We start from the raw sequence: 12,909 nt of genomic DNA, 5'->3' as shown, positions 1-12,909 counted from the left end.
GTTAAATAATGGAAGCTAAATATGTTTATAGTTTTGAAGAAGGTAACAAAGACATGAGATATGTTTTAGGTGGTAAAGGTGCTAACTTAGCAGAAATGACAAATATAGGTCTACCAGTACCACAAGGTTTTACAATAAGCACAGATGCTTGTAATGATTATTACAAAAATAATGAGACTATAAGTGATAATATAATAAATGAAATAGAAGAAAAGCTTAAAGAATTACAAGAAAAGCAAGGAAAAACATTAGGAGGCGAAATTAATCCTCTATTATTATCAGTTCGTTCTGGTGCAGTATTTTCAATGCCAGGAATGATGGATACAATACTTAATCTAGGTTTAAATGATACAAGTGTAGTAGCTTTAGCAAATTCTACTCAAAATGAAAGATTTGCATATGATAGTTACAGAAGATTTATACAAATGTTTTCTGATGTAGCTATGGGAATACCAAAATATAAATTTGAAAATGCCCTAGATAAAATAAAAGAAGCTAAAGGATACACTTTAGACACAGAACTTAATGTAGAAGATTTAAAAGAATTAGTAAAAAAATATAAAGAAATATATACAAAAGAAATAAAAAGTCAATTCCCACAAGATCCAAAAGAACAACTAATGTTAGCTATAAAAGCAGTATTCAAATCATGGAATAATCCACGTGCAATAGTATATCGTAAATTAAATGATATCCCAAGTGATTTAGGAACAGCAGTAAATATACAATCAATGGTATTTGGAAACATGGGAGAAACTAGTGGAACTGGAGTAGCATTTACTAGAAATCCTTCAACTGGTGAAAATAAAATATTTGGAGAATTTTTAATGAATGCACAAGGTGAAGACGTTGTTGCAGGTATAAGAACACCAAAGGACATATCTTCACTAAAAGAAGTGATGCCAAAGGCTTATGATGAATTTATGAAAATTACTTCTATACTTGAAAATCACTACAAGGATATGCAAGATATAGAATTTACTATAGAAAATGAAAAATTATATATATTACAAACTAGAAGTGGAAAAAGAACAGCTGGTGCATCTATAAATATAGCTGTAGACCTAGTAGGAGAAGGTATAATAAATGAAAAAGAAGCTATAATGAGAATTGAGCCTAAGCAATTAGATCAATTACTTCATCCTAGATTTGAAAGTAAATCTTTAAATGAAGCAATAGTTATAGCAAAAGGACTTCCAGCATCACCTGGTGCTGCTTGTGGAAAAGTATACTTTAATGCAGAAGATGTAGTAGATGCTAAAAATAGGGGAGAAGAATCAATACTTGTAAGACTTGAAACTTCACCTGAAGATATAGAAGGTATGGTATGTGCAGAAGGTATACTTACAGCAAGAGGTGGAATGACATCTCATGCAGCAGTTGTAGCTCGTGGAATGGGTAAATGTTGTGTAGCAGGATGTTCAGACATAAAGGTTGATGAGTATAACAAGGAAATAAGAACTGAAGATGTAGTTATAAAAGAAGGAGAATATATATCTTTAGATGGTTCTAGTGGATGTGTATATATAGGTAAGGTAGAAAAAACTGAAGTATCTTTAACTGGAAATTTCGAAAAATTAATGAATTGGGCAAATAAATATAAATCTTTAATGGTAAGAACTAATGCAGATAATCCAAGAGATGCTAAGGCTGCCATAAAGTTTGGAGCCGAAGGTATAGGATTATGTAGAACTGAGCATATGTTCTTTGACGAAGATAGAATACCAGCAGTAAGAGAGATGATACTTTCTAAAACATTAGAACAAAGACTAGTAGCACTTGAAAGATTACTTCCAATGCAACAAAAAGACTTCGTAGATATATTTAGAGTAATGGATGGTAAATCTGTAAACATAAGATTATTAGATCCACCACTACATGAATTCTTACCACATGATGATGAAACTATAAAAAGCCTTTCAGAGTCAATGAAAGTTTCAGTTAGTGAAATAAAAAGAAGAATAGTAGATCTAGATGAATTTAACCCAATGCTTGGGCATAGAGGTTGTAGACTTGCTATAACTTTCCCTGAGATATATATAATGCAAGCTAAAGCAATAATTAATGGTGCAATAGAAGCTACTAAAGAAGGTATAAAAGTAATGCCTGAAATAATGATACCTTTAGTTGGAGAAGCTAAAGAATTAAAAGTTATAAAAGAAGATATAAAAGAAACGATAGATAATATATTAGAAAAAGAAAATATGAAAATAGATTATACAATAGGTACAATGATAGAAGTACCAAGAGCTTGTTTAACAGCAGATGAAATAGCTAAAGAAGCTGACTTTTTCAGCTTTGGTACTAATGATTTAACGCAAATGACATTTGGATATTCAAGAGATGACGCAGGTAAATTCTTAGGCGAATATGTAAATAGAGAGTTACTAGAAAAAGATCCATTTGAAGTGTTAGATCAAAGAGGAGTAGGAAAGCTTATAGAGCTAGGAGCTAAACTAGGTAAAAGCGTTAAGCCAAATATAAAGCTTGGAATATGTGGAGAACATGGTGGAGAACCTTCATCAATAGAGTTTTGTTACAAAGCTGGATTAGACTATGTATCTTGTTCACCATATAGAGTACCAATAGCTAGACTTTCAGCAGCACAAGCAGTAATAAAAAATGAAAAATAAATAAATTTAATAAAATATCTATAAAAATACAGGTTTGTGATTATATCACAAACCTGTATTTTTATACACACTAATGCCTTATTATAATTATTAACAATATAGATGCAAACTATATAAATTTATTAGAAAACAAAATACAAATTTTATGCATAGTTTTTTAATTAGCGCAAGTAAAGAGCTTTGCGAAGATACTAAAAATGATATGATTTAATCATACTAACTAAAATATGATTTTAACATATATCACAGTAAAATAAATTTATCATACAATATACTAATGTACTTATAAGATGTATAAATAAGTAAGGAGGAGATTGTATGATTAAGTGTCCAAGATGCTCAAAGGAAGTATCATCAAGACCAGGAAGTATATGCCCTAGATGTGGGCTAAAAGTATCAGAAGTAAACGAAAAAATAAGATGCCCAGAAACAAGTTGCAGAGCATTAGTATCTAAAAAGTTTGAATATTGCCCAAAATGTGGCTGTAAGTTAAAAAATTATACTTTAACAGAATTTATAAAAATGGCAAGATGTAAAATAGATGATAAACTAAATGAAAAAGAATAAAGGTTGCATTTAGAGCAACCTTTATTTGGAAAGAATTGAAGTTTACATAAATTGGTTTCTTTAAGATAGGACTTAATACATGAAAAGAAAACATTTATTAATATATAAGTATGTAAATTATTATATATTAGTTACACTTAAGTAATTATTTTTCTATTTCAATATCCCATCCAAAGTAACCATTAGCCTTTTTGGAATATTTAAGTATAGCATCAAATTTAGTACCATTTTTACTTGTTAGTGATTTAACTTTGGCTTGACCATTTTTTAATATACCTTTAACCATTGTTTTGTTAGGTTTTTTCTTATAAAATTCTAGAAATTTATCATTTTTCCATATACCAAATTTACATTCTTTGTAGTTGTTGCATATATATCCTTTAGGAATCTCAACAACATCGCCACCACATATAGGGCATTTCCCAAGAGATTCATTTGAAGGAGAATCATTCTTAGCACCACTTTTATTAGAAGATTTAGTATTAGATATATTTTTAGTAAATTTTTTAGTTTTAGGATTATAAACATAATTTTCTGTACTTATGCTTTTAGGGCTATCATGTTTTATTAGCTCAACATTTTTATATATAAAGTTAAATATATTGGTTAAATACTCTTTTCTAGTGAAAGTTCCTTTTTGAATATCACTTAGACTTTTTTCTAATTTGCCAGTATAATCAACATCAAATAGCTCTTTTACTGGGAATATTTCAACTAAATTTTTACCTAAATCAGTTACAGAATAAGACTTACCTTTTTTATTAACATATCCTACTTGTGATATCTTTTTTAATACATCAGCACGAGTAGCAGATGTACCTATTGAATAACCCGATAAAACTGTAGTATCATCATCAGGTACATTTTTACCGCAATTTTTCATAGCTTTAAGTAAGGTATCTTCTGTATAAGGCTTAGGTGGTGTAGTTTGTTTAGTTATCGGTTTAATATCTATGACATCAACTATTTCATCCTTATTTACCATAGGGAGTAAATCATCTTTTTCTTCCTTATTGTATACTTCTAAGTATCCTTTAGTTTTAAGTACTTTACCCTTAGTTAAGAATATATTTTTATCTACATCAGTTTTAATTTCAGTATTTTCATATTCTGCAGGAGGCATAAAGTTTGCTATGAATCTATCTTTGATGGCGTTATATACTATAAGTTCATCAGGTGTTAGATTAGTAGGTATTATATAAGTAGGTATTATTGCACTATGGCTATCTACCTTAGAAGAATCGAAAACCCTTTTAGTTTTAGTAAATTTGATTTTGTCACTATAAGGAACTGTTGCCTTTAATTTATCTAAAGCTTGAGACACTTTAGTTGCTAAACTTTCTTCTAAATAAATAGAATCGGTTCTAGGGTAAGTAATATAACCACCCTTACCTTTACCCTCATAAAGAGACTGACACACGCTTAAAACTTTATCTGAAGTGAAATTAGCATGTTTAGAAGTTATATATCCTTGTAGTGAAGTTAAACTGAAAAGTTTAGGTGCATATTCTTTAGACATTGTAACTTTTTTATCAAGTATTTTACCTTGATTAGAAGTTATGCTATTAATAATTTTATTAACATCTTCTATAGTATCAAATTTACTTTCTTTTCCTTTTATATACTTACCTTTATATTTTCCATTTTGGCATTTGAAATTTCCTTCTATTTCATAGTAGGTTTTTGGTACGAAATTTTTAATTTCCATATCTCTATCATAAACTAATTTGACTGTAGGTAGTATTACACGACCTATATTTAGTAGTTTACCGTTACCATACTTTAATGTGGCAACTGATGTAAAATTTATACCTATTAGCCAGTCAGTTATAAGTCTAGTGTAACCTGCTGATTGTAAATTTCTCATTTCATTATCATCTTTTAAATTATTAAGACCCCTAGTTATATCTTCTGGTGTCCATTCGTTTACTAAAATTCTTTTTACAGGTTTTTTGTTCTTAGATAATAAAAATATTAAAAAAGAAATTAATTCTCCTTCTCTATCATTATCTGTTGCATTTATAACATATTCAATATCATCTCTATGTAACAGTTTTTTTACTGTATTAAATTGCTTTTTCTTAGAACTATCTACTTTGAACTTAAACTTTTCTGGTGGAATAAATGGAAAATTAGCCATTTTCCAAGAACCAGAGTATTTATCTTTATCATAGTCTTTGACATCATATAGACTCACCAAATGCCCAACAGCATAAGTAACTATATATCCATTACCTTCAAAATAACCATCAAGACGAGTTTTAGCTCCTAAAAAAGATGCGATAGTTTTAGCCACAGATGGCTTTTCTGCTAGTATAAGTTTCATGTAAAACTCCTTTCAAGGTGCTTAAATACTACATTTGTAACTTAAATATATTATCATAAAAAAATAAAAGACTGCAAGGCAGTCTTTTATAAATAATAGTTAAAATTATTATTATGATTAGTAAGTCCCTTTATATATGAGTTAAAATAATAGTTGCTATCTTCATTATCTATTATCTCAACAAAAGAGATGTGGTTGTAGTCACTTACCTCTAAATCACATAGTTTATTTAAGGTAACACAAGATATAGTTAAAGATGAATCTGGACTTATATAAATACCTTGTGTATCATATAGTGCTGTAAATATTTCATAGCATTTTGATTTATCAGTAATTAATAAATAATCAATAAGACCTTTAAGTTCTGGATACTTATAATAAATATTACTTAAAGTATTATCTTGATTTAAATTATTTAATTCTTCACTATATCCACAGAGCATTATATATAAGTTATTTTCATATAGTGATTTTAGATTAATTATTAAATCTTTTAAAAAGATATTTAAGTTAAATGGTAAATATAGATAAAGTTTATTATTTATGTCTATATTTATGTTATAATCTTCTAATAGATTAATCAAAATACTAGTTGTAGTTGGAGTATAATTTAAAAATTTAATATCATTATACATAATATAGAGATTACCGTTTATACTCTTATTGTAAATAACCTCAAGTTTTTTTTTCATCCAAGGGGCATGTAATAAATTCATATTTGTTCCTCCTAGAATTAGTATTTTAAATTTAATGTATTTTAATACAATATTAAAATAACCCTTAATTAAATTATAAAAGGAGACATTAAAATGTATACATTAAAAATAAAGAAATTACATGATGATGCAATAATACCAAATTTCGCCCACAAGGGAGATGCTGGTATGGATTTATATTCTATAGAAGAAGTGGTTATTCCTGCTTCAGAATCTAGACTTATAAAAACAGGAATAAGTATAGCACTTCCTAAAAATACAGAAGCTCAAGTTAGACCAAGAAGTGGATTAGCACTTAAACATTCTGTAACAGTACTAAATACGCCAGGAACTATAGATGAAGGGTATAGAGGCGAAATAGGTGTAATACTTATAAACCATGGTAAAGAAGATTTCACAGTAAATAAAAACATGAAGATAGCTCAAATGGTAGTTAAACCTATATATGATATAAATATATTAGAAGTTAATGATTTAGATGACACTGAAAGAGGAAATGGTGGATTTGGATCAACTGGATATTAGACTATATTTATTTAAAGGAACCTTATTTTAAGGTTCTTTTTTTATGCCAATTTGTTATAAGCTAAAAATGATATATAAGATTTAAATGTTAAGAAAATTTTATAAGAAGAAAAATATATATAAATTGTAAATATATAACAGTTATCGAAAAATATAGACAAAAACTTACAAATTTGAAATAATATTAGCATGGGCAAAACGTTAAAATATAAAGTAAAAAAGTATTATAAAATGAAATTTAAAGCTAGGGTATAAATACCAATTAAGGAGAGGAGTTGAGTATACTATAGCTTCTAAGCTGTAGTAATAAAATATGAATAAACAAAGTATAAAAATGGGATTGGTAGCAACATCAATATTACTTCCAATGTCAGTTAGTGTATCAAATGCTGATACTATACAAAAAGCAGACATAGAATATAAAACGATAACTGGAAATTCGGTAAACTTTAGAAAAGGACCAAGTACTAGCTATAGTTCAATTGGTAAGTTTTATAAAGGAGACAAAGTAGAGTACATAGGAAAAAGTGGAGAATGGGTAAATGTTAAGTATAATGGAAAAGTAGGATACGTACATGGAAATTACGTTTCAAACTCTTCTGAAGGAAATACATCAGATAATACTATAAAATACAATAAGATAGTAAATGCAAGTTCCTTAAATGTTAGAAAAGGTCCGGGGACTAGTTACTCAAAGATAGATTCAATACCTAATGGAACAAAAGTAGGAGTAATATCTGAGTCAAATGGGTGGGCAAAGGTAAGTTATAATGGACAAATAGGATATGTATCAAGTCAATATTTAAAGAGTAGTGAAGATTCAACTTCACCAAGTGAAGAAAAAGTAAAATATAATAGAAAAGTAAATGCAAGTTCACTAAACATTAGAAAAGGACCAAGTACAAGTCACTCAAAAATAGGTTCAATACCGTATGGTGCTGAGGTAGGGGTAATATCAGAATCAAATGGATGGGCAAAGATAAAATATAATGGACAAATAGGATATGTATCAAGCAAGTACTTAACAGCAGATATGCCTAATGGTGGTGGAACAACATCTCAAAGCGCCGATAAGGTAATAAATTTAGCTCAAACATTATTAGGAAAGCCATATGTATGGGGAGCAGAAGGACCTAGTAGTTTTGATTGTTCAGGATTTACTCAATATGTATTTAAAAAGTCTGCTGGAATAAATATACCAAGAGTATCAAAAGATCAATCAAAATTTGGACAATATGTAAATAAAAATAACCTTCAAAAAGGAGATTTAATATTTTTTGATACAAGTGGTTCAAATGATGGAAATGTAAGTCATGTTGGAATATATATGGGTAATAATAAAATGATACATGCATCATCGAGTAAAGGAAAAGTAGTTATATCCGAATTAAGTAATTATTATAATAATGCATATGTAAATGCAAGAAGAGTCTTATAAATAACTTAAAAATTTTCTCACTATATAAAAAATAGATGTATTATTAATAAAACATCTATTTTTTTTATGCAATGATTTTATATTAGGCATAAAATAATTGATTGTTTATGAATATATACAGATGAATAAATTTGAAAATAAAAAAATCTAATATATTAAGTAAAAAGATTTTTGATGAATAAATAATCTAATATATTGAAAATAATATATAGTGTAAATTAAATTTATAGATTAACAAGGAGTGTTTCTATGGGTGTAGTAACAGATTTTTATAAATTCAAATACAGAAAAGATCACTATTATTTAGATGTATTTATAAATAAAGGAGCAATACCAAATATTGAATCAGCCTTAAATGAAATTCTAAGTGATAAATATATACCTAAAGACTCTCAATGTGCATATATGAAATTAAAAGAATTATTTCAAGAGGCAAGAAAAAGTACAAGCCATGTTTATGCTGAAATAAAAATACACAAATGTTATTTGAGATATATAAATAATTTATATCTATATTTTTTTGATAGAAAAGAGTATAGAGCTTTAAAGGAGTTAAGTGATTATTTTCATTTATATATAGTAGAGGATATAGAAAATATAGCAAATTTTATAACACTAAGCGAAGACGTAAAGATAAGGATACTTTCAAATATATAAAATAATTAAATTCAAAAAAGGAAATATTTATAAATATCTTGCATATAATACATTAAATATGAAACATTTAAAATTAATCCTTCATATTTAATGTATTATAAAAAGAAGGAGGGATGTTAATTTGGATAATAGATTAGAATTAGTAATGTTTGGATATGAAAAAGAAATAGAATATGATTATACACCAGATAGTGGAAGTGAATAAAGTAAAAAGGATTTTTCAAGTTTAGATTAAGTAAAGAATAAAATAAAAATTATCTTGCTAAATCAACTAATGTAATTTATATAAATAAAAAATGGAGGTAAAAAATGGAGAGAAATATAGATTTGATGATATTTGAATATGAAAAGGAAATGGCATATGATTATATACCTGAACATGAAAATGAATAATAATTAAAGCATAAGTAATATTATATATCAAAAGGAGAAATAAAGTGAATATAGATAATGAATCCGATTAAAAAGGAGCTATCTCAAAGAAAATAGAGTTTAGCTCCTTTTTATTATAAGTTAAATTATAAAGTTTTAAATTAAAAAATATTATACATAAAAAATGTCTAAAGCAAATCAAAAGGTTGCCTTAGACATTAAAAACAAATTTATAGATTAAAATGTATGTTTACTTTCTTCAAAATCATAAACGTCCATCAAAGCTTCCCCAAATCTTTGATAATGAGTAATTTCTCTTTGACCTAAAAATCTTAAAACTTCTATTATATCAGCGTCATCAGTTAGATTTATAAGTTGATAATAGGTAGCTAGTGCTTTTTGTTCAGCGGCCATATCCTCATGTAAGTCAGTAACGGCATTTCCCATAACAGCAATAGGACAAACACTAAATGGATTTCCAGTTGAATCTGTTGGATATATACCAAATCCATTTTGAGCATAATTAGATCCAAGTCCTGCTTCTTCTAACTCAGTAGGAGTAGCATCATATGTTAGTTGATAAACCATAGTAGCTACCATTTCAACATGTGCTAATTCCTCTGTTCCGATATCAGTTAAAAGTGCTTTAGTTTTCCCTGTAGGCATAGTATATCTTTGACTAAGATATCTTAGGGCAGCTGCTAACTCTCCATTAGGTCCACCAAATTGAGTTATAAGATATTTAGCCATAGTTATATCCTTAGTTTTAAGATTAACAGGATGTTGTAATGTTTTTTGATATATCCACATAAATTAAATCCTCCTTAATTATTAGTCGTTAAATTCTCTTTCCCAAGGCCATGGGCTTTCTACCCATCTAAAAGGATACTTGCTAGGTGAAAATCCAAAGTTAGTTAAAGGTCCATACTTATTTTCATATAAGCATCTTGCTTCTAAAAATTGATTACATAGAGAATTAAAAGTAGCAATTGCATTTTTATCACAAGGATTATTATCTAGATATAAATTCATATCTAAACATGCAAAACAAAGCTCTTGAATTTTTCGCATTAATTCATTTCTAGAGTCACTCATAATTATTCTCTACCTCCTTTTTCTCTTAGTGGAGTTGAATATAAATTCTTGTTATAAATTGGAGAATCTATTAGATATAGCTCAGGGAATAGAGTACCACGTTGAAAGGCTTTAGGTAAGCTATACGTTTTAGTGTAGACTTGACGCTTAATATAAGGTCTAGCTAAGGAATATCTAGGTTCCATACAGTTTTTTCTATTATCATCTTGCATAAATTAAACCTCCTGTCTTAAAGTGAGAATGAACTTAATAATAATATATTGTAGTTGTAAAAAAGTGTTACTAATAAATATATAAACTATATTTAGAGCAAAAATACACATTAAAATAAATGAGTAGATTACTTGAATTATTAGCTTAATATATGATAAAATAATTTGCATGTTTTATTAAAAATAGTCTAAATTTGAAATTTAATGAAAATGAATTATAGATATAACCAAAATATAAATAAGAGGTGATAGTATGAGCAACTTAGCGGGAAAAGGCTGTGAGATAATAGTACCTTTTGATGAAAGACAACCATTAAAAGATATAGAAAGAAGTATAATAAAGAGATATAGAAAACATTTATGGTCAAAATTTATAAAAGCTATAAGAGATTATAATCTAGTAGAAGAAGGCGATAAAATAGCTGTTGCAATATCTGGAGGAAAAGATAGTCTACTTATGGCTAAGATGTTTCAAGAGTTAAAAAGACATGGACAAGTAAACTTTGAATTAGAGTTTATAGCTATGGATCCAGGATATCATGAAGACATAAGAAAACTACTTGTAGATAACTGTGAATACTTAGATATACCAATACACTTATTTGACTCAAGAATATTTGAAATAGCAGATGAAATAGCTAAAGATTATCCATGTTATATGTGTGCAAGAATGAGAAGAGGAGCACTATACTCTAAAGCTGAAGAACTAGGGTGTAATAAGTTAGCACTTGGACATCATTATGATGACGTTATAGAAACAACAATGCTTAACCTACTATGTTCGGCTAATTTTAAAACAATGTTACCTAAACTACATTCAACAAACTTTGATGGTATACAAATAATAAGACCACTTTATTATATAAGAGAAGAGCATATAGTAAGATTTATACAAAATAGTGGTATATGGCCACTAAATTGTGCATGTATGGTAGCGGCTAAAAAGACTGGTAATAAGAGATATGAAATAAAAGATTTAATCAAAAGCCTTGGAGAAAACTTTAAGGATGTAGAAAAATCAATATTTAAAGCAGCGGAAAATGTAAATATAGATTCTGTACTTGGATGGCAAAAAGATGGAGTAAAGCATTCATTTATGGAAAATTTTGAAGACTAACTAGAAATTCTTTAAAGTTTACATTATTTATTTTTAGTATAATTAGATATAATATATTTATAGATTTAGGAAGAATTTTTATTCTTCCTTTTATTTTTGATTTTATGAAATATATTTGAATAAGCAAGAAAAGCGAAAATTTTATAAATGTATAGTGAAAAAATATCATAAAATGATAAAATATAAGTAAAGATATTTAGAAGGTGGGAGTTTGGATTGAAAAGAGTTTATATAGACTTTGAAATGAATATGCCAAGTGTAAGAAATAAAAGAGATATGCTAAATGCAGATATAATTGCAATTGGGGCTATACAATATGATACGGATACAGGTAATATAGAAGAATTTAAGTCATTAATAAAGCCTGTAACTAACCAAGAAATATATCCACATATAGAAGAATTAACTCATATAAAGCAAGATGATATTAAAGATGCTCCAACATATGAAGAAGTTATGAGAAAATTTAAAAAATGGTTAGGTACATTTTCTCAAATAGAGGGTATATATACCTTTGGAAATCTAGATTTAACTTGCTTTAATAATACAGATAAAAAGAGCGCTCAAAAAAACAATCACCCAAGATTTATAAATAATATAAAAGGTTTATTCGTAGATATAAAGGACAAATATTTAGAATGCGGGATAAAATGTATGAATTATGTTTCGTTAAAAAATTTACTAGAATGTGCAAACGTAGAATTTAAAGGAGACGCACATGATCCTTTATATGATGCATATAATTTATATGTATTAGATGAAGTTTTAGAAAAAAATGAAGGTATAAGGGACATACTAATAATAAAAGATTTTATAAGACCACCATTTATAATATTAAATGAAAACTTAGAAAAAGTTTTTGATGAATACACAAATATATACTATAAAAATCCAAAAGAGGCTAGCAAATTTGATATATCCATAGAAGTTATAAAAACTGTATATTTGTATTTGGAATCTATAAATAACATAGAAATATACAATATAGATATAATAAGAGATATAAGTAGAAAAATGGACACAATAGATAAGTTAAAAGATATTAGAACTGGGCATTTTTATATACTTGAGAATGTATATTTTGATATGAAAGATTTAATAGATGATTTAATGCTTTATAAGCTAAAGCAAGAGGAATACGTAGAAGAAATAAATAGTATAATAAACTTATTTTCTGATGATTTAAAGTATGAAGAAATAGAATTTGACTATATACTGGAAAAAAGCTGTTGATAAAATTAAATATCAACA

The 12,909-nt window shown here is 27.3% G+C and carries 12 protein-coding genes; 7 read left to right on the top strand and 5 right to left on the bottom strand.

Going from position 1 to position 12,909, the window contains the following annotated elements:
- Window positions 1–8: 8 nt before the first annotated feature.
- The gene (gene ppdK / locus ABHC41_RS02190; protein ID WP_195236852.1) at window positions 9–2,633 is read left to right on the top strand and encodes a pyruvate, phosphate dikinase; all 2,625 of its coding nucleotides are present in this window, start codon (window positions 9–11) and stop codon (window positions 2,631–2,633) included.
- Window positions 2,634–2,951: 318 nt separating this feature from the next.
- Complete coding sequence (locus ABHC41_RS02185) at window positions 2,952–3,200, top strand: zinc ribbon domain-containing protein (RefSeq protein WP_092927011.1); 249 nt, start codon at window positions 2,952–2,954, stop codon at window positions 3,198–3,200.
- 145 nt (window positions 3,201–3,345) lie between these two features.
- On the opposite strand, the gene ABHC41_RS02180 is transcribed toward ABHC41_RS02185, so the two are convergent.
- Together ABHC41_RS02180 and ABHC41_RS02175 are read right to left on the bottom strand one after the other, a co-directional pair.
- Complete coding sequence (locus ABHC41_RS02180) at window positions 3,346–5,526, bottom strand: DNA topoisomerase (protein ID WP_092927009.1); 2,181 nt, start codon at window positions 5,524–5,526, stop codon at window positions 3,346–3,348.
- 86 nt (window positions 5,527–5,612) lie between these two features.
- Window positions 5,613–6,242 carry a hypothetical protein gene (locus ABHC41_RS02175; protein ID WP_195236854.1) on the bottom strand — a complete coding sequence of 210 codons (630 nt, stop codon included), beginning with the start codon at window positions 6,240–6,242 and terminating at the stop codon, window positions 5,613–5,615.
- 93 nt (window positions 6,243–6,335) lie between these two features.
- On the opposite strand from ABHC41_RS02175, the gene dut reads away from it, so the two are divergent.
- The 3 genes from dut to ABHC41_RS02160 all read left to right on the top strand — a co-directional run bounded on the left by dut (window position 6,336) and on the right by ABHC41_RS02160 (window position 8,862).
- Window positions 6,336–6,767, top strand: coding sequence for a dUTP diphosphatase (gene dut / locus ABHC41_RS02170; protein ID WP_166504962.1), 432 nt, complete (start codon window positions 6,336–6,338; stop codon window positions 6,765–6,767).
- Window positions 6,768–7,080: 313 nt separating this feature from the next.
- Window positions 7,081–8,205, top strand: a complete 1,125-nt coding sequence (locus tag ABHC41_RS02165) for a C40 family peptidase (RefSeq protein WP_195236855.1) — start codon at window positions 7,081–7,083, stop codon at window positions 8,203–8,205.
- Between the two features lie 249 nt (window positions 8,206–8,454).
- The gene (locus ABHC41_RS02160; protein ID WP_195236856.1) at window positions 8,455–8,862 is read left to right on the top strand and encodes a hypothetical protein; all 408 of its coding nucleotides are present in this window, start codon (window positions 8,455–8,457) and stop codon (window positions 8,860–8,862) included.
- A 609-nt stretch (window positions 8,863–9,471) separates the two neighbouring features.
- On the opposite strand, the gene ABHC41_RS02155 is transcribed toward ABHC41_RS02160, so the two are convergent.
- From ABHC41_RS02155 to ABHC41_RS02145, 3 genes are read right to left on the bottom strand one after another with little or no spacing between them, the layout of a single operon-like run.
- Entirely contained in the window at window positions 9,472–10,044 is a 573-nt protein-coding gene (locus tag ABHC41_RS02155) for a manganese catalase family protein (RefSeq protein WP_092926999.1), read from the bottom strand.
- 21 nt (window positions 10,045–10,065) lie between these two features.
- Window positions 10,066–10,329 carry a spore coat protein CotJB gene (locus tag ABHC41_RS02150; protein ID WP_166504964.1) on the bottom strand — a complete coding sequence of 88 codons (264 nt, stop codon included), beginning with the start codon at window positions 10,327–10,329 and terminating at the stop codon, window positions 10,066–10,068.
- A gap of 2 nt (window positions 10,330–10,331) precedes the next feature.
- Complete coding sequence (locus ABHC41_RS02145; RefSeq protein ID WP_092926995.1) at window positions 10,332–10,541, bottom strand: spore coat associated protein CotJA; 210 nt, start codon at window positions 10,539–10,541, stop codon at window positions 10,332–10,334.
- Window positions 10,542–10,794: 253 nt separating this feature from the next.
- On the opposite strand from ABHC41_RS02145, the gene ABHC41_RS02140 reads away from it, so the two are divergent.
- Together ABHC41_RS02140 and ABHC41_RS02135 are read left to right on the top strand one after the other, a co-directional pair.
- A complete protein-coding gene (locus ABHC41_RS02140; RefSeq protein ID WP_092926993.1) occupies window positions 10,795–11,658 on the top strand; it encodes an ATP-binding protein in 864 nt (287 codons plus the stop codon).
- Between the two features lie 216 nt (window positions 11,659–11,874).
- Window positions 11,875–12,891 carry a 3'-5' exonuclease gene (locus ABHC41_RS02135; protein ID WP_195236857.1) on the top strand — a complete coding sequence of 339 codons (1,017 nt, stop codon included), beginning with the start codon at window positions 11,875–11,877 and terminating at the stop codon, window positions 12,889–12,891.
- The last annotated feature ends 18 nt before the right edge of the window (window positions 12,892–12,909 follow it).

Source organism: Romboutsia sp. 1001216sp1, assembly GCF_039841805.1.
In the GTDB taxonomy this organism is placed as follows: domain Bacteria; phylum Bacillota; class Clostridia; order Peptostreptococcales; family Peptostreptococcaceae; genus Romboutsia_C; species Romboutsia_C hominis.
This window is presented reverse-complemented; position numbering and strand designations above follow the sequence as displayed.

What these genes read in the sequence shown, in the direction of transcription:
- ppdK (WP_195236852.1), top strand. Translation starts at nt 9, where the DNA reads ATGGAAGCTAAATATGTTTATAGTTTTGAAGAAGGTAACAAAGACATG.
- ABHC41_RS02185 (WP_092927011.1), top strand. Translation starts at nt 2,952, where the DNA reads ATGATTAAGTGTCCAAGATGCTCAAAGGAAGTATCATCAAGACCAGGA.
- ABHC41_RS02180 (WP_092927009.1), bottom strand. Translation starts at nt 5,526, where the DNA reads ATGAAACTTATACTAGCAGAAAAGCCATCTGTGGCTAAAACTATCGCA.
- ABHC41_RS02175 (WP_195236854.1), bottom strand. Translation starts at nt 6,242, where the DNA reads ATGAATTTATTACATGCCCCTTGGATGAAAAAAAAACTTGAGGTTATT.
- dut (WP_166504962.1), top strand. Translation starts at nt 6,336, where the DNA reads ATGTATACATTAAAAATAAAGAAATTACATGATGATGCAATAATACCA.
- ABHC41_RS02165 (WP_195236855.1), top strand. Translation starts at nt 7,081, where the DNA reads ATGAATAAACAAAGTATAAAAATGGGATTGGTAGCAACATCAATATTA.
- ABHC41_RS02160 (WP_195236856.1), top strand. Translation starts at nt 8,455, where the DNA reads ATGGGTGTAGTAACAGATTTTTATAAATTCAAATACAGAAAAGATCAC.
- ABHC41_RS02155 (WP_092926999.1), bottom strand. Translation starts at nt 10,044, where the DNA reads ATGTGGATATATCAAAAAACATTACAACATCCTGTTAATCTTAAAACT.
- ABHC41_RS02150 (WP_166504964.1), bottom strand. Translation starts at nt 10,329, where the DNA reads ATGAGTGACTCTAGAAATGAATTAATGCGAAAAATTCAAGAGCTTTGT.
- ABHC41_RS02145 (WP_092926995.1), bottom strand. Translation starts at nt 10,541, where the DNA reads ATGCAAGATGATAATAGAAAAAACTGTATGGAACCTAGATATTCCTTA.
- ABHC41_RS02140 (WP_092926993.1), top strand. Translation starts at nt 10,795, where the DNA reads ATGAGCAACTTAGCGGGAAAAGGCTGTGAGATAATAGTACCTTTTGAT.